This window comes from Nocardioides secundeburneus (genome assembly GCF_039939255.1).
Classification (GTDB): Bacteria; Actinomycetota; Actinomycetes; order Propionibacteriales; family Nocardioidaceae; genus Nocardioides.
Window position 1 is genome coordinate 69,486 of the sequence record NZ_JBDUUE010000004.1, and the last position, 16,696, is coordinate 86,181.

The following is a 16,696-nucleotide window of genomic DNA, read 5'->3' on the forward strand; positions in this document are numbered from 1 at the left end:
GATCAGTCGTCCGGGTCGCCGACGAAGCCGTCGACGATCCAGGTGACGATGGTGATCACGATCGCGCCACCGACCGCCGTCCAGAAGCCGTCGACGACGAAGCGGATGTCGAGCCACTCGGCGAGCTTGCCGGTGAGCAGGAGCATGCCGGCGTTGATGACGAGCAGGAACAGCCCGAGCGTGAGGATGATCAGCGGGAACGACAGCAGGGTCAGCACCGGCTTCACGACCGAGGTGACGAGGCCGAGGATCGCCGAGACGAGCAGCAGCGGGACCAGGTCGTCCTGCACCTGGTCCCACCCCGAGGTCGCACCGCCGGGGAACGCGATGCCGGTGAAGAGCCAGGCGGCGGCGGCCACGCCGAGCGCGGTGGTGAGGAGTCGCAGGACGATGCGCATGCGACCAGTCTGGCAGGCCGGGCTACAGCCCGAGCGCCTCGATGATCTCGGTCTCGGCGTCGCTGAGATGACCCTGCAGGAAGGTGAGGGCTGCGTCGACGTCGTCGGCCTCGAGCAGGTCGACGAGGGCGACGTGGGTCTCGGCCTCGTCGTGGGCGTTGCGGGCGATCCGCTCGACCTGGGCGAGGGCGAGCTTGAGCTCGGCGACGAGCGACTCGGCCATGGAGACCAGACGGGGGCTGCCGGACAGACCGACGAGGGAGACGTGGAAGGCGAGGTGCAGGGTGTTGAGCTCCTGGTAGCCGCCGTCGGCCCGGACGGCGTCGGTGTAGGTGCGCAGCGACGTGCGCACGTGGTCGCGCTGCTCGTCGCTGGCCTCGCGCCAGCGGCGCACTCCGGCTCCCTCGAGCACCCAGCGGGCCGCGCACACGTCGCGCACCGACTCGGCCTCGGGCGTGGCGACCTGGACGCCGCGGTGCGGCTCGCGCGTGGCGAGACCCTCGGCGACGAGCACCGCGAGCGCCTCGCGGATCGTCGGCCGCGAGACGCCGAGCGAGTCGGCCAGCGCGATCTCGCGCAGCGCGGTGCCGCTCTCGATCTCGCCCTCGAAGATCGCACGGCGCAGCTCGTCGGCGGCGCGCTCGACCGTGGAGGTGTGCTCGACGCGCAGCGTCGAGAACGGGCCGGCCGCCGCGGCGGGCTCGGTCGCGGGGTCGGCGATCGGGACGCCAGGCGGGCTCATGGGCCCATCATGCCGATTCCTCGGTCGTCTGCTTGTACGAACGGCCGACGTACGGCACGATTGTCCTGTCAGGTTGTCTGACAATGTGAAAGGGGTCTCTTCGTGACCGAGCTGAGCTGGGGGCGTCACTACGTCGCCGTCGAGCCGACGCACTTCCGCGTCGACTACGCCATCAACCCGTTCATGGACCCCGCGGTCCAGCCCGACCGGGCCCTCGCGTGGCGCCAGTGGCACGACATGGTCGAGATGCTGCGCGGCCTCGGAGCCACCGTCGACGTGCTGCCCCAGCGAGCCGATGCGCCCGACATGGTCTACGCGATGAACCTCGGTCTCGCCGTGCAGCGCGAGGGCGGTGAGCGGCACGTCGTCATGTCGCACATGCGCTACGCCGAGCGCCGCATGGAGACCCGCTCGGCCCAGCCCTGGTTCGCCGAGCGCGGGTGGACGACGTCCACCGTCGGCCGCGACGGCGTCGGCGCCCACCTCGAGGCCGGCGACGCCTTCGCCTGGGGCGACGCCCTCGTCGTGGGCTACGGCCCGCGCACCGAGGAGCTCGCGCTCAAGCACCTCGCCACCGACCTCGGCATCCGCGTGCGTGGCCTCCGCATCACGCACCCGGGCATGTACCACCTCGACCTCGCGTTCTGCCCGCTCGACGACCGCCGCGCCCTGGTGTGCCCGAGCGCGCTCGACGACGCCTCGGCCGAGGCGCTGCTCGCCCTGGTGCCCGAGCCGATCGTGCTCACCGAGGAGGAGGCGCTCACCACCTTCTGCGCCAACTCCGTCGTCGTCGGCTCCACCGTCGTGATGCCGGCCTGCCCCGACCGCGTGCGGACGCAGCTCGAGCAGTGGGGCTTCGACGTCGTCGTCGTCGACGTCTCGGAGTTCCACAAGGGCGGCGGCTCCATCCGCTGCCTGACCAACCCCGTCGACGTCACCATCGGCCGCGACCTGCCGTCGGTCACCGGCGGCGAGGTCGTGCTGCCGCCCGTCTGAGCTCGGTCGGACGCCGGCCGGGCGCCTCAGCCGGCCGACGAGGGCGGTCGCGGCTGCGGGTCGCCCGCCAGGCCGGCCAGGGCCGCCTCGACGACGGCGTCCGGCTCGGCGCCGACGTCGACGAGGGCGCCGTTCTCGTCGTCGTCGAGGGGTTCGAGGCTCTCGAACTGCGACTGCAGCAGCGACGGAGGCATGAAGTGCCCCTCGCGCTCGCGCATCCGCTGGGCCAGCAGGTTGAAGGTGCCGTGCAGGTGCACGAAGAACGTGTCGGGGGCCGCGGTACGGAGCACGTCGCGGTAGGCGCGCTTGAGTGCGGAGCAGGTCACCACCGTCGAGCGACCGTCGGCCCCGACCTGCCGGGTCCGCTCGACGATGGCCTCGAGCCAGGGCCACCGGTCGTCGTCGGTCAGCGGCGTGCCGGCCGCCATCTTGTCGATGTTGACCTGCGGGTGCAGGTCGTCGCCCTCGACGAACTCCGCTCCGAGCCGTTCGGCGAGCCGGCGTCCGACGAGGCTCTTGCCCGTCGAGGACACGCCCATCACGACGACGTGCACGACCTCGCGGCCCGTCATCCGAGCACCCAGATCACCGCGGCGCAGGCGAACATCACCGAGCCCAGCGTCGTCTCCATCACCGTCCACGTCCTCAGCGTGGTCTTCTCGTCCATGCCGAAGAACCGGCTGACGAGCCAGAACCCGGAGTCGTTGACGTGTGAGAGCACGGTCGACCCGCCGGCGATCGCGAAGACCAGCGCCGCGAGCTGGAGGCCGCCGAGGTCGGCGGTCTGGGAGGCGATCAGGCCGGCCGTGGTGGTGAGCGCGACCGTGGCCGATCCCTGCGCCACCCGCAGCGCGGTGGCGAGGAGGAAGGCCTGCAGCAGCAGGGGGATCCCGAGGTCGCCGAGCGAGGTGGTGAGCACCTCGCCGATGCCGCTGGTGCGGAGCACGCCGCCGAACATGCCGCCGGCGCCGGTGATGAGCACGATCGAGCAGATGGGTCCGAGGGCGTCGTCGATGGTGCCGCGCAGCTCGTCGCGGGTGCCCACCCGCGACCCGATGAGCGCGATCGCGACCAGCAGGGTGATCAGCAGCGCCACGGGGGTGTTGCCCACCAGCATGAGCGCGTCGACCACGGTCGACTGCTCGACCGTGCCGGCCTCGATCAGCGTGCTCAGGACGGTGTTGAGGGAGATCAGCAGCATCGGCAGCAGGAGGAGCCCGAGCACCACGCCGAACGACGGCGCCGTGCGGGTCGTCGTCGCGGTCGCGCCGCCCGGTCGTTCGTCGTCGGTGCGTCCCTCGGCGTCACGGGCCTGGCCGAAGAGCAGGTCTGCGGCCGAGACGTCGATGCGTGCGCCGATGAACCGGGAGAACAGGTAGACGCCGACGTACCACGACACCACGGCGACCGGGACGCCGAGCAGCAGCAGCAGCCCGAGGTCCGCCCCGATGTCGGTGCCCGCCGCCACGGGGCCGGGGTGGGGTGGGACGATCGCGTGCATGGCCGCGAAGGCGCCTGCCGCGGGCAGGGCGTAGTAGAGCAGCGAGCCGCCGAACCGTCGCGCCACGGTGAGGATGATGGGCAGGAAGACGACCAGCCCGGCGTCGAAGAAGATCGGGAAGCCGAAGATCAGCGCCGCCACGCCCAGCGCCAGCGGTGCCCGCTGCTCGCCGAACCGCCCGACGAGGGTGTCGGCCAGCACCTGCGCACCGCCGGTCACCTCGAGGATCCGGCCGAGCATCACGCCCAGGGCGACCAGGAGCGCCACCGAACCGAGCGTGCTGCCGAAGAAGGAGAGCATCACCTCCGGCACGTCGGCCACCGGGATGCCCGCGGCGAGCCCCGTGAGCAGGCTGACGAGCACGAGGGCGAGGAAGGCGTGCAGCCGGACGACGATGATCAGCGTGAGCAGCGCCGCCACCGCCGCCAGCGCGATCAGCAGCATCACCGTGGTGCCGTAGGCCGGTTCGAGAGGATCCATGCCGGACACCCTAGGGAGTGGTCTTGGGTCGCCGGGGGTCTCGCGTTCGCCCGGCGGGGTGACGCTGGTCGAGGTGCGACGAGCCTCGTGACCTCCGGGTCGAGGATCTCGAGGCTCGGCCGCAGGCGGCCTCGCACCTCGATCAGCGTCGGGTCTCGGTCAGCGGGGGGTCTCGACCCAGCTGCCGTGGAACCCGGTCGGCACGCGGCCCGGCAGGTGCACGGTGGCGACGTCGTCGAGCGTGCCGGCGTCGAGGACGCGCAGCGTGCTGAGACCGGTGGCGCGGTCGGTGGCGTAGCCCATCAGGACGCCGTCGTCCTCGGCCGCGGTGTCGGACGACGGCACGAAGACCAGCTCGCCGACCTCGAGCCCGGCGCCGAGGCGGCGGCGCTGCGTCGTCCCGGCGACCGTGTCGTGCTTGAGGACGGCGTCGCCGAGCGTGCCGGCGTCGAACCCGACGGCGTAGCCGAAGCGGTGCCGGCGACCGGTGAGCCGTTCGTCGTGACGGGGGAACTCCTGCGAGTGCTCGTCGAAGCGGTGCTCGGTCGCCTTGCCCGAGCGCAGGTCGAGCGTGAAGCGCACCAACGACGTCGGGCCCTCGTCGGGACCGTCGAAGCGGGTGGCGAACATCCGGTCGTGGCGCACGGCGTCGACGACCACCTCGCCGGTCTCGGGGGAGTCGAACGCGTTGAGAGTGTGGAAGACGAAGCACGGGTCGACGTCGAACCATCGGACATCGTGTCCGTCGGAGGTGTCGCGCGGCAGGAGGCCGATGCGGGCCGGGTAGTCGTCGTCCCACGAGTAGGGCAGGGTCGAGGGCGCCGCCGAGCCGCGGGTCATCGCGTCGATCACCTTGTCGGGCACGGGGTTGCGCCCGATCACGCGGTTGAGGGCGAACCGGGCCGGCCGGCGCATCGCCCGTGACATGCCCCGGGTGACCAGGTCGACGTCGAAGGTGACCGGCAGGTCGTAGACGACGACGTAGGTCGCGGTGAGGGCGCAGTCGTGCATCATCGGGCTGCCGTGCACCCGCACCTCGACCTGGCGCCGCAACGCCCCGTCGGGGCCGATGACCGAGTAGTCGACGCGGTTGCCGCGCGTCCACGAGTACGACAGGGCGTGCAGCTCGCCGGTGTCGGGGTCCTCGTGCGGGTGCGCGGTGTAGCCCGTGCGGAGGTCGCCGGCGAAGCAGGCGCGCCCGACGGTGCCGAGCTCGTCGTCGAGCTCGTAGGGCGCGGAGCCGCCCTCGACCAGGGCCAGCGTGCGGCCGCCGAGCCCACGGACCATCGTGTTGGGCGCGAAGTCGCCGTCGTCCGGGCGCACCCAGCGGTTGCGGTACCACTCCGCGCGCCCGTCGCGCAGGCGGACGCCGTGCACCATGCCCGCCCCGAGGAACCAGTGGTGGCGCTCGGCCGCGGCCGCGTCGACGCCGGTGGGGTTGGGGCCGATGCGGAGGTAGCGGCCGTCGAGGTGGTCGGGCAACCGGCCCGTGACCTCGAGGTCGTGGGCCGTCAGCTCGGCCTCGACGGGGGCGAAGCCGTCCTGCAGGTAGCGGTTCACGGTGCTGCCTCTCGTCTCGGTAGCGTCGGACCAGTGTTCCCGGTCGGTGGTGTGGGCGTCATGCTCGCGGGCGTCGCGCTCGCGACCGTCCTCTGCGCCGCCCTTGCCGCTGCCCTCTGGAGGCGGGTCGGACCGGTCACCGCACTCGCGCTCGCGGGCCTCGTCGGCTCCGTCGTCGTCATCGGCCTGATCACGCTGATCCCGGCCGACGGCGCCCCGGGCGTCGTCTACGCCGAGGGCCGGCTCGACACCTGCTCGTGGGACATCGGCGGCCCGGCGCCCGACGGGTTCTGGATCTTCTCCGGCGGTCAACGGCTGCTCAACCTGGCCGTCTTCGTGCCCCCGGGCGCGCTCCTCGTCGTCTCCGCCGCCCGCTGGCTGCGCTGGACGCCGGTCACCGTGCCCGTCGGCCTCGCGGCCCTGGCCGCGTACTCGGTCGGCATCGAGTGGACCCAGCTCGAGCTCGCCCGCCTCGACCGCGCCTGCGACGTCACCGACATCATCGACAACGTCACCGGTGCGGTGCTCGGCGTCGGGGTGGGCATCGTGCTGGCGATGACTCTGCGGCCCTGGCGCAGTCGGTACCCCGCATGACCAGGAAGCTCGTGATCACCCAGAACGTCACGCTCGACGGCCGCATCCAGATGCTCGACGACTGGTTCGACGCCCAGAGCGGCGTCGACGACGTCGAGTACATGGCCGAGCAGCGTCGTCAGGACGACGCCGCCGACGCCCTGCTCGTCGGCCGGCAGACGTTCACCGACTTCCGCGGCTACTGGCGCGACCTCGACGGCGACGCGACCGGCATCTCCGACTACCTCAACGGCGTGCAGAAGCACGTCGTCACCTCGACCCTCGCCGACGACGAGCTCGACTGGCAGCACTCCACGGCGCTGCGCGGCGACGTCGTCGAGGAGGTGACCGCGCTCAAGCAGGCCGAGGGCCGCGACATCGTCTGCACCGGCTCGCTCACCCTCCTCCCGACGCTCATCGAGGCCGGGCTCGTCGACGAGTACCGGCTGTGGGTCCACCCCGTCGTCCAGGGTCGCGGGTCGCGGCTGTTCCCCGACGGCTTCCAGGCGACGGGCTTCCGGATCCTCGAGGCTCGCACGTTCGCCACGGGCCAGGCCCTGGTGACGTACGGCGCCCACTAGCCTGACCCGCATGGCCCACCCGCAGCCGCGCCCGAACGTGCTCCAGATCCCCGCCTACGTGCCCGGCCGGCCGCCGACCGTGCGGCCGGGCATGACGGCGTACAAGCTGTCGAGCAACGAGAACCCCTACCCGCCGCTGCCCGGTGTGGTCGAGGCGGCGACGCGCGCCGTCGAGGTGATGAACCGCTACCCCGACATGGGCAGCGTCGCGCTCTACGAGGCGCTGGCGACCCGGCTCGACGTCCCGGTCACCGACCTCGCGGCCGCGACCGGCAGCGTCGCGCTGATCTACCAGCTCGTCAGCGCCTACTGCGCGCCCGGCGACGAGGTCGTCTACGCGTGGCGCTCGTTCGAGGCCTACCCGATCGCGGTCACGACGGCCGGCGCGACGTCGGTGCAGGTGCCGGTGCTCGCCGACGGCCGCCACGACCTCGAGGCGATGCTGGCCGCCATCACCGACCGCACCCGCATCGTCATGGTCTGCACGCCGAACAACCCGACCGGTCCGTCGGTCACGCAGACCGAGCTCGACGACTTCCTCGCCCGGGTGCCCGGGCACGTCGTCGCCGTCGTCGACGAGGCCTACCTCGAGTTCGTCCGCATGGACGACGCCGTCGACGGTCTCGACACCTACCGCCGCCACCCCAACGTGGTGCTGTTCCGCACCTTCTCCAAGGCCTACGGCCTCGCGGGCTTCCGGGTCGGCTACGCCGTCGCCCAGGAGCCGGTCGCCGCCGCGCTGCGCGCGGTGTCGCTGCCGTTCGGCGTCTCCGCCGTCGCGCAGGCCGCCGCCATCGCCTCGCTCGCCGCCGAGGCCGAGCTGCTCGAGCGCGTCGGTGCGCTCGTCGCCGAGCGGGCGCGGGTGCGCGACGCGCTGCTCGAGCAGGGCTGGGAGATCCCCGAGGCGCAGGGCAACTTCGTCTGGTTCGCGCTCGGCGACCGCACGGCCGACTTCGCCGCGGCGGCCGACGAGGCCGGCGTCACCGTGCGTCCCTTCGCCGGCGAGGGCGCCCGCGTGAGCATCGGCGAGACCGAGGGAAACGACCGGTTGCTGGAGGTCGCCCGGGAGTTCCTCACGCGGCGGTCGTGACCTCCGCCGGCTCCGGACGCCGGTCGAGCTCGCGCCACCGCGGGTCGAGGGCCGGTGCGACGGTGACGGCGAGGTAGGCGAGACCCGCCACGAGCAGTGCGAACGACAGTCCACCGGCGTCGACCAGGACGCCGCCGAGCAGGCCGCCGAGCGGCACCATGCTCCAGCACATCGCCGTGGTGAGCGACGAGACCCGGCCGACCAGCCGCTCGGGGATGCGCTCGAAGATCACCGCGCCGAGCACCGGGTTGATGAACCCGCACGCGAAGCCGGTGAGCACGAACGTGGCGAACAGGACGACGAGCGGCGAGTCGAGCGCGAAGGCGAGGAACCGCGGCAGGCCGGCGACGAGGAACGCGACCAGGTAGACCTTGAACCGGGGCAGGCGGGCCGCCCAGACGGCAGCGCAGACGGCGCCGAGCGCCGACGATCCGCTGAACACCGCGAGCAGCACGCCGAGGGTCGCCGCGCCCTCGCCGGACTCGACCGACCACACCGGCAGCAGCACCGACGACCACGCGGCGTCGAGCAGGTTGGTGAGCGAGACCATGACGGTGATGCCGAGCAGCAGGCGGTCGCCGCGCAGGAACCGCCAGCCCTCGCGCAGGTCGTCGACGTAGCGGCCTGGATCGTCGTCGACGCTGTCGGCGTTCGGCTCGGGTCGACCGAGGGACGCCGTCGCCCAGGCCAGGACGGCGGCGCTGACCCCGAACGTCGACGCCGTCACGAGCAGCGCGTCCTGCCCGCCGACCGCGGCCACGAGGCCGCCGCCGAGGCCCGCGCCGAGCATGGACGCCGTGCGCTCGACCGTGCCGGACAGGCCCGTGGCGCGCTCGAGCGGCACGCCCGCCTCGCGGACCAGCGCCGGCACCATGGCCTGCTTGGCGCCGTCGGCCGGGCCGCGCAACGTGCCGGCGAGGGCGACCAGTGCGAGGAAGCCCCAGAACGGCAGGTGACCGAGGTCGTGCAGCAGCGGGATGCTCGCGACGACGACGAGGGAGAGCAGGTCGCCGGTGATGGCGACGCGGCGCGGACCGACGCGGTCGACCACCGGGCCGGCGAGCACCTTGGCGACGACCATCGGCAACGTCTCGGCGAGCGCGACGAGGCCGGTCATGGTGGCGCTGCCGGTCTCGGCGAGGGCGAACAGCGGCAGGGCCAGCATCGAGACGCGGGTGCCCGTGAGCGAGAACCCCTCGGCGGTGAGCCAGCCGTAGAGCGGGCGCCTCACGCGGGTCCACCACCGTCGTCGCCACCGACCTGGCCCGGGCGCACGAAGGCGTTGAGGTTGACGACGTAGCTGAGCGCCTCGGGGTCGTCCTCGTCCTCGACCTCCTCGAGCAGCGCGTCGAGCCGCTCGAGGAGGCGCTGGGCCGAGGCCGGCGTGAGCCGGATCCCCCAGTCGCTGAACGTGCCGGCGTCGCGCCAGGCCCGGGGGAGGAGCGGCAGCTGCTCGACGGCGCGCTGCAGGTTCTCGGTGTAGATGGTCACGACGGTCTGGAGGTAGGCGTCCATGGCGTCGGCGTCGGCGTCGTCGGGCGAGCTCGTCGCCTCGGTGCGGGTGGAGGTGTGCGCGGCCTTCCACCACCGCTCGCGGCCGTTGCCGCGCTCGTCGTCGTCGACGACGAAGCCGTGCTGGGCGAGCTGGCGCAGGTGGTAGGACGTCGCGCCGGTGTTGAGGCGCAGCCGCGTGGCCAGCGTCGTCGCCGTGGCCGGGCCCTCGCTGCGCAGCAGCCCGAGCATCCGCAGCCGGACGGGGTGGGTCAGGGCCCGCAGCTGGTGCGGCGTCGGGGTGATCGTCGTGCGCTCCACGTCGACCACGCTACGACTGCAAGGAATCTTTTGCAAACATGTCTTTGTAGTCGATGCGAGCCGCGGCGGTGGGCGCGTTACCGGTCCGACACGACGACCGGGCAGGGTGGGCCCATGTCGATCAAGGTCGCCCTGGAGCACCGGACCACCTACGACTTCGCGCACCCGGTCACCGTCGGACCGCACGTCGTCCGGCTGCGGCCGGCGCCGCACACGCGCACGCCGATCGAGGCGTACACGCTCGCGGTCGAGCCCGAGGGCCACTTCCTCAACTGGCAGCAGGACCCGTTCGGCAACTGGATGGCGCGCCTGGTCTTCCCCGAGAAGGTGTCGAGGCTCGACATCACGGTCGGGCTCGTGGCCGACCTGATGGTCATCAACCCGTTCGACTTCTTCGTCGAGGAGTACGCCGAGACGTTCCCGTTCGTCTACGAGAACAGCCTGCACGCCGACCTCTTCCCCTACCTGCGCCCGGTCGACGACGCCGAGCAGGCCGATGCGTTCCGGCAGTCGCTGCCGCAGCCCGACGTCACCGAGGGGATACCGATCATCACCTTCCTCGCCGCGCTCAGCGCCGCGGTGCACGCCGAGGTGGCCTACTCGGTGCGGATGGAGGCCGGCGTCCAGACCCCCGACGAGACCCTGGCCCGCCGGATCGGCAGCTGCCGCGACAGCGCCTGGCTGCTGGTCGCGCTGCTGCGCCAGCACGGCCTGGCCGCCCGGTTCGTCTCGGGCTACCTCGTGCAGCTGGCCACCGACCCCGACGCGATGATCGGCCTCGACGGCCCCAGCGGCCCGCAGCAGGACTTCACCGACCTGCACGCCTGGGCCGAGGTCTACCTGCCCGGCGCCGGCTGGGTGGGCATGGACCCCACCTCCAGCCTCTTCGCCGGCGAGGGTCACATCCCCCTCAGCGCCACCCCCCACCCCAGCAGCGCCGCGCCGATCGAGGGCGCCACCGACCCCGTCGAGGTGACGTTCTCGTTCCACAACGAGGTGCGCCGCGTGCACGAGGACCCGCGCGTCACCCGGCCCTACACCGCCGAGCAGTGGCAGCGCATCGACGCGCTCGGCGCCGCCGTCGACCAGCGGCTCGAGGCCGGCGACGTCCGGCTCACCATGGGCGGCGAGCCCACCTTCGTGAGCCGCGACGACGCCACGACCCCGCAGTGGAACAGCGAGGCCGACGGCCCCGAGAAGCGGGCGCTGGCCGCCGTCGTCGCCGAACGGCTGCGCGAGACCTACGCCCGCGGCGGCGTCGTCCACCGCGGGCAGGGCAAGTGGTACCCCGGCGAGCCGCTGCCGCGCTGGAACATCGCCCTGCAGTGGCGCTCCGACGGCGAGACGCTCTGGCGCGACCCCGACCTGCTCGCCGACCCGTGGAGCACGCCGGACGGCGGGCGCGACGCCGTCGCCGACGCCGAGGCGCTGGCCCGCCGCGTGACGACGGTGCTCGGCCTGCCCGCCGAGCAGCTGCAGGCGGCCTACGAGGACCCGCTCGCCGCGCTCGCCTCCGAGGTCCGCCAGCCGAGCGGAGAGAGGCCCGACGGCGCCGCCGACAAGCTCGACGCCGAGGGCCTCGGCGTGCTCGACGCCGCCGTCGACACCCCGACCGGCTGGGTGCTGCCCGTCGTCGCGGGCGAGGAGTGGGTCAGCCCGGCCTGGCGGTTCCGGCGCGGGCGGCTCGTGCTGCTGCCCGGCACCTCGGCCGTCGGGCTGCGCCTGCCGCTGGCGTCGGTCGCCTGGCGCGACCCCGACTTCCCCGGCGAGCCGTCGTACGCCGAGGCCGGGCCGCCGCTCGAGCCGCAGGTCCCGGTCGTCACCGTCGTCGACCCCGAGGGCGCCGGCACGACGGCCCTCGCCTTCGAGGCGCGCGACGGCCACGTGCACGTCTTCCTGCCGCCCACCGACGACCTCGACGAGTACGTCTCGCTGCTCCGTCTCGTCGAGGTCGCCGCCCGCAAGGTCGGCTGCCCGGTCGTGCTCGAGGGCTACGGCCCGCCGCCCGACGCCCGGCTCACCCAGCTCGTCGTCACGCCCGACCCCGGCGTCATCGAGATCAACGTGCAGCCGACGTCGAGCTGGGCCGAGCAGCGCGACCTCACGGTCACGCTCTACGAGGAGGCGCGCAAGGCCGGGCTCACCACCGAGAAGTTCGACCACGACGGCCTGCACACCGGCACCGGCGGCGGCAACCACATCACCCTCGGCGGGCACCAGCCCGTCGACAGCCCGCTGCTGCGCCGTCCTGACCTGCTCGTCAGCCTCATCACCTACTGGCAGCGGCACCCGGCGCTGTCGTACCTGTTCTCCGGCCGCTTTATCGGCCCGACCTCGCAGGCCCCGCGCTTCGACGAGGGCCGGCCCGAGGCCACCTACGAGATGGAGATCGCGTTCGCCGAGATCGCCCGGCTCGCCGCCGAGCAGGAGGACGCCGACCTCGAGCCGCGACCGTGGCTCGTCGACCGGGCGCTGCGGCACCTGCTCACCGACCTCACCGGCAACACCCACCGCGCCGAGTTCTGCATCGACAAGCTCTACAGCCCCGACTCCTCCCGGGGCCGGCTCGGGCTGCTCGAGCTGCGCGGCTTCGAGATGCCGCCGCACCACCACATGGCGCTCGTGCAGGCGCTGCTGGTGCGCTCGCTCGTCGCGATGTTCTGGGAGAAGCCGTTCACCGCGCCCCTGATCCGCTGGGGCACCCGCCTGCACGAGGACGCCCTGCTGCCGCACGGCGCCGCCGCCGACGTCGCCCGGGTCGTGGCCGACCTCCGCACCCACGGCATCGCCTTCGAGCAGGCCTGGCTCGACCCGTTCGTCGAGTTCCGCTTCCCGCGCATCGGTGCGACCTCGGTCGCCGGCGTCGACCTCGAGCTGCGCCAGGCCATCGAGCCGTGGCACGTGCTCGGCGAGGAGGCCACCGGCCAGGGCACCGCCCGCTACGTCGACAGCTCCGTCGAGCGGCTGCAGGTCGGCGTCCGCGGCCTCGACCCCGACCGGCACCTCGTCACCTGCCAGGGCGTGCCCGTGCCGCTCACGCCCACCCACGACGGCGCCGGCCACGTCGCCGGCGTCCGCTACCGGGCGTGGCAGCCGTGGTCCGCGCTCCACCCGAGCATCGGCGTGCACGCGCCGCTCACCGTCGACGTCGTCGACACCGCCGCCGGCGTCAGCCTCGGCGGCGCGACCTATCACGTCGTCCACCCCGGCGGCCGCTCCTACGACAGCCCACCGGTCAACGCCCAGGAGGCCGAGTCGCGCCGCGCCGCGCGCTTCGAGCCCCGCGGGCACACTCCCGGCCGGCTCGACGTCGGCGCCCTCCGCGAGGCCGGACGACGCGCCGCCACCGACGAGTACCCGCACACGCTCGACCTGCGGCGGGTGCCGCCGGCGTAGCGGGCCCAGGTGTGGCACTGTGCGCGCGATTGCGCTGAGAGTGCCGGTGGTGAGGCCTGGCGGTGGCACTGTGCGCGCGATGGCGCTGAGAATGCCACCGGCCGGACAGCGATCATCTCAACGCCACCGCGCACGCCACCCGAGAGCGCATGACAGGGTTCTCCCCGTGACGGTCCTGCGCGAGTACGCCGCGGGTCTCACCCAGCCCACCCTCGACAGCGGGACGGCGGGTGCGACCGCGCGCTACGACGAGGTCGTCGGCCCCGACGGCGGTCTCCGCGCGTCGTGGAAGGGCCTCGCCGAGCTCGCCGTCTCGATCACCCCCGACGACCTGCGCCGCGTCGGCGACGAGATCGCCCGCGCCCTCGAGGACGACGGCGTCACCTACACCCGGCCCGGCGAGCGCGCCGGCCCCTGGCGCCTCGACCCGGTGCCGGTCGTCATCGACGCCGCCCAGTGGGCCCCGCTCGAGATCGGGCTGGCCCAGCGCGCCGAGCTGCTCAACGCCGTCCTCGCCGACCTCTACGGCGAGCAGCGGCTGCTCGCCGACGGCGTCCTGCCGGCGGCCGCCGTGCTCGGCCACCCCGGCTTCCTCCGGGTCGTGGCCCGGCCGAGCGCGGTCGACCCGCGCCCGCTCGTGCTCGCCGCCACCGACCTCGGCCGCGACGAGCGGGGCGAGTGGCGCGTGCTCGCCGACCGGGCCCAGGCGCCGTCCGGGCTCGGCTACGCGATGGAGAACCGGCGCGTCATCTCCCGCGTGCAGCCGGAGCTCTACCGCGAGGCCGGCCTGCACCGCATGGAGCCGTTCTTCTCCGCGCTCCGCTCGGCCCTGCTGCAGAGCGCACCCGGCGACCTCGCCGACCCGCGCGTCGTCGTCCTGAGCCCGGGCAGCCAGTCCGAGACGTCCTACGACCAGGCGTTCATCGCCTCGGCCCTCGGCTTCCCGCTGGTGCAGGGCAGCGACCTCGTCGTGCGCGACGGGTGGGTGCAGATGCGGGTCTTCGGCCGGCTCGAGCGCGTCGACGTCATCCTGCGCCGGGTCGACGCCGCCTGGAGCGACCCCCTCGAGCTGCGCGGCGACTCCCGTCTCGGCGTCGCCGGGCTCGTCGAGGCCGTGCGCCGCGGCCGGGTGCGCGTCGTCAACGGGCTCGGCGCCGGCGTGCTGGAGAACCCGGCGCTGCTGCCCTACCTGCCCGCCGTGTGCGAGGCGCTGCTCGGCGAGCCGCTGCGACTGCCGTCGGTCAGCACGTGGTGGTGCGGCGAGCCCGACGGCCTCGAGCACGTGCTCGACCACCTCGACACCTTGCAGGTGCGCCGCATCGACGGCCCCGCCGTCGACCTGAGCGGCCTGCGCCGCCAGCACCTCGTGCCGATGCTGCTCGCCGAGCCGCACCGCTTCGTCGGCCAGCAGCGGCTGCCGCTGTCGCAGTCGCCCACGTGGGAGTCCGGCACCGCCGTCCCGCGACCGCTGACGCTGCGAGCGTTCACCCTGCGCTACGGCTCGGCCTACCGGCCCCTCGTCGGCGGCCTCGCCAGCATCGTCGAGGACGGCGTCAGCATCGCCAGCAAGGACGTCTGGGTGCTCAAGGCCGAGCCCGACGCGCCCGACCAGGGCCTGTCCGACGTCCTGCCGATGACCAACACGCGGGCCACCACCGCCACCGTCCCGCGCATCCTCGAGGACATGTTCTGGTTCGGCCGCTACGCCGAGCGCGCCGAGGACCTCCTCCGCCTCGTGCTCGCCGCCCACGCCCTCGCCGAGGACTTCCGCAACCGGCCACGTTCGACCGGCGCCGCCGGTCTCGACGTCGTCATGGGCGCCCTGAGCCGCCTGGCCGGTCCCTCGCCCCTCGACGGCGCCGACGCGGCCGCCGGCCTCGACGCCGAGTTCCGCTCGATCCTCGTCGACCCCGCCCGCACCGGGTCGGCCGCGCACGCCTTCGACGGCCTCCGAGGCGCGCTCAACGGCGTGCGCGACCAGCTCTCGCTCGACGTGTGGCGCTCGCTCGGTGCGATCGACCGCGCCACCGCGACCGTCGGCATCACGGCGCGCAGCCACCTGGTCGCCGAGTCGGCCGGGCGCATGCTCACCGGGGTGCTGAGCCTGCAGGGCGTGACGGCGAGCATGATCCGCGACCCCGGCTGGCACATGATCGCCGTGGGCCGCTACCTCGAGCGTGCCCTCCAGGTGTGCCACCTGCTGGCCGCCACCACCACGCTGCGCCGGGGCATGGACGTCGACCGCGAGGTGCTCAACGCCGTCCTCGTCGCCGCCGAGAGCGCCGTCACCCACCGCCGTCGCTACCGCGGCTCGGTGCGACCCGGCGGCGTGCTCGAGCTGCTCGTCGCCGACGCGAGCAACCCGCGCTCGCTCGCGTTCTCGCTCGAGCAGGTCGCCGAGCACCTGGCCGCGCTGCCGGCGTCCACCGGGTCGAGCCGGCCCGAGCGGCTCGTGGCCGACCTGCGCGCCGAGCTGGGCGAGACCGAGATCGCCACCCTCGTCGCGATCGGCGGCGAGACCCGGCCCAACCTCGAGGAGTTCCTGGCCCAGCAGCTCGGTCAGCTGCAGCGGGTCAGCGACGCCGTCGCCGAGCTGCACCTGACCACCGGTCCGGCCCCGCGCCCGCTCGCGGACCTCGCCCTCGTCGACTCGCTGGAGGCGACGCCGTGAGGTACGCCGTGCGCCACACGACCACCTACACCTACGACGACCTGGTGACCGACAGCCTCGGCGTCGCGCACCTCGTGCCGCGCTCGCTGCCCTGGCAGGACGTCGCCTCCTACGACGTGCAGGTCACGCCCGCCGCCGGCGACCTCGAGGCCGACGTCGACTACTACGGCAATCACGTCACCTACTTCCAGGTCACCGAGCCGCACGCGACGCTCGTGGTCGAGGGCGCCGGCGAGATCGAGGTGGTCGCCCCCGTCGTCCCCGACGACGCCCGCGCGACGCCGTGGGAGCAGCTGCGACCGCTGGTCGCGACCGGGTCGTCCGTCGCCGCCCCGCCCGAGGCGGTCGACTTCGCGCTCGCCTCGGCGCTGGTCGACCACGCCGCCGACGCCGTCGAGTACGCCGCCGCCTCGCTCGCGCCGGGCCGCGCGGTCGGCGAGGCGGTCGGTGAGCTCATGCACCGCATCCACGCCGACTTCGACTACGACCGCACCGCCACCACGGTGACCTCGACGGTCAAGGACACGATGGAGCGCCGCGCCGGCGTCTGCCAGGACTTCGCCCACCTCATGCTCGCCTGCCTGCGGGCCCACGGCCTCGCCGCCCGCTACGTCTCCGGCTACCTGGCCACCGAGCCGCCGCCCGGCAAGGAGCGCGTCGTCGGCGCCGACGCCAGCCACGCCTGGGTCGAGGTGTGGCTCGGCGGCACCACGTGGCTCGCCCTCGACCCGACCAACGACCAGGAGGCCGGCGACCGCTACGTCGTCGTCGCCTGGGGTCGCGACTACGGCGACGTCCCGCCGCTCAAGGGCGTCATCTTCACCGACGCCAGGCGCTCGACCATGCAGGTCAGCGTCGACGTCGCTCCCCTGGGGTAGGGCGTGCCCAGGCATGAT

Annotated in this window: 14 protein-coding genes; 7 read left to right on the plus strand and 7 right to left on the minus strand. The window is 73.5% G+C overall.

Annotated features, from left to right (window positions below; all coding sequences use genetic code 11):
* Positions 1 to 2: 2 nt before the first annotated feature.
* Entirely contained in the window at positions 3 to 398 is a 396-nt protein-coding gene (locus ABFT23_RS11305; RefSeq protein ID WP_347895201.1) for a phage holin family protein, read from the minus strand.
* A 22-nt stretch (positions 399 to 420) separates the two neighbouring features.
* Entirely contained in the window at positions 421 to 1,140 is a 720-nt protein-coding gene (locus ABFT23_RS11310; protein ID WP_347895203.1) for a GntR family transcriptional regulator, read from the minus strand.
* 102 nt (positions 1,141 to 1,242) lie between these two features.
* Here ABFT23_RS11310 and ABFT23_RS11315 point away from each other — a divergent pair, with 102 nt between their 5' ends.
* The gene (locus ABFT23_RS11315; RefSeq protein ID WP_347895205.1) at positions 1,243 to 2,136 is read left to right on the plus strand and encodes a dimethylarginine dimethylaminohydrolase family protein; all 894 of its coding nucleotides are present in this window, start codon (positions 1,243 to 1,245) and stop codon (positions 2,134 to 2,136) included.
* A 26-nt stretch (positions 2,137 to 2,162) separates the two neighbouring features.
* Here ABFT23_RS11315 and ABFT23_RS11320 read toward each other — a convergent pair whose 3' ends face one another.
* From ABFT23_RS11320 to ABFT23_RS11330, 3 genes are all read right to left on the minus strand, one after another.
* Positions 2,163 to 2,708, minus strand: a complete 546-nt coding sequence (locus tag ABFT23_RS11320) for a gluconokinase (protein ID WP_347895207.1) — start codon at positions 2,706 to 2,708, stop codon at positions 2,163 to 2,165.
* A complete protein-coding gene (locus ABFT23_RS11325; RefSeq protein WP_347895209.1) occupies positions 2,705 to 4,117 on the minus strand; it encodes a GntP family permease in 1,413 nt (470 codons plus the stop codon). The genes ABFT23_RS11320 and ABFT23_RS11325 overlap by 4 nt, the downstream gene beginning before the upstream one ends.
* A 159-nt stretch (positions 4,118 to 4,276) precedes the next feature.
* The gene (locus tag ABFT23_RS11330; RefSeq protein WP_347895211.1) at positions 4,277 to 5,677 is read right to left on the minus strand and encodes a carotenoid oxygenase family protein; all 1,401 of its coding nucleotides are present in this window, start codon (positions 5,675 to 5,677) and stop codon (positions 4,277 to 4,279) included.
* 33 nt (positions 5,678 to 5,710) lie between these two features.
* Here ABFT23_RS11330 and ABFT23_RS11335 point away from each other — a divergent pair, with 33 nt between their 5' ends.
* From ABFT23_RS11335 to hisC, 3 genes are read left to right on the plus strand one after another with little or no spacing between them, the layout of a single operon-like run.
* On the plus strand, positions 5,711 to 6,271 hold the full coding sequence (locus ABFT23_RS11335; protein WP_347895213.1) for a VanZ family protein: 561 nt from the start codon (positions 5,711 to 5,713) through the stop codon (positions 6,269 to 6,271).
* Positions 6,268 to 6,831 carry a dihydrofolate reductase family protein gene (locus tag ABFT23_RS11340; RefSeq protein WP_347895215.1) on the plus strand — a complete coding sequence of 188 codons (564 nt, stop codon included), beginning with the start codon at positions 6,268 to 6,270 and terminating at the stop codon, positions 6,829 to 6,831. Before ABFT23_RS11335 ends, ABFT23_RS11340 begins: the two co-directional genes overlap by 4 nt.
* Before the next feature lie 10 nt (positions 6,832 to 6,841).
* Positions 6,842 to 7,921, plus strand: coding sequence for a histidinol-phosphate transaminase (gene hisC, locus ABFT23_RS11345; protein WP_347895217.1), 1,080 nt, complete (start codon positions 6,842 to 6,844; stop codon positions 7,919 to 7,921).
* On the opposite strand, the gene ABFT23_RS11350 is transcribed toward hisC, so the two are convergent.
* Positions 7,905 to 9,152: an MFS transporter gene (locus ABFT23_RS11350; RefSeq protein WP_347895219.1), complete on the minus strand. Its 1,248-nt coding sequence runs from the start codon at positions 9,150 to 9,152 to the stop codon at positions 7,905 to 7,907. The genes hisC and ABFT23_RS11350 overlap by 17 nt on opposite strands.
* Complete coding sequence (locus ABFT23_RS11355) at positions 9,149 to 9,733, minus strand: ArsR/SmtB family transcription factor (RefSeq protein WP_347895221.1); 585 nt, start codon at positions 9,731 to 9,733, stop codon at positions 9,149 to 9,151. Before ABFT23_RS11355 ends, ABFT23_RS11350 begins: the two co-directional genes overlap by 4 nt.
* A gap of 114 nt (positions 9,734 to 9,847) precedes the next feature.
* Between ABFT23_RS11355 and ABFT23_RS11360 the strand changes: the two genes are divergently transcribed.
* From ABFT23_RS11360 to ABFT23_RS11370, 3 genes are all read left to right on the plus strand, one after another.
* The gene (locus tag ABFT23_RS11360) at positions 9,848 to 13,129 is read left to right on the plus strand and encodes a transglutaminase family protein (protein WP_347895223.1); all 3,282 of its coding nucleotides are present in this window, start codon (positions 9,848 to 9,850) and stop codon (positions 13,127 to 13,129) included.
* A gap of 166 nt (positions 13,130 to 13,295) precedes the next feature.
* Positions 13,296 to 15,800 (plus strand): circularly permuted type 2 ATP-grasp protein, encoded by a 2,505-nt coding sequence (locus ABFT23_RS11365; RefSeq protein WP_347895225.1) that lies wholly within the window; start codon positions 13,296 to 13,298, stop codon positions 15,798 to 15,800.
* Complete coding sequence (locus ABFT23_RS11370) at positions 15,797 to 16,678, plus strand: transglutaminase family protein (protein ID WP_347895227.1); 882 nt, start codon at positions 15,797 to 15,799, stop codon at positions 16,676 to 16,678. The genes ABFT23_RS11365 and ABFT23_RS11370 overlap by 4 nt, the downstream gene beginning before the upstream one ends.
* Positions 16,679 to 16,696 lie beyond the last annotated feature (18 nt).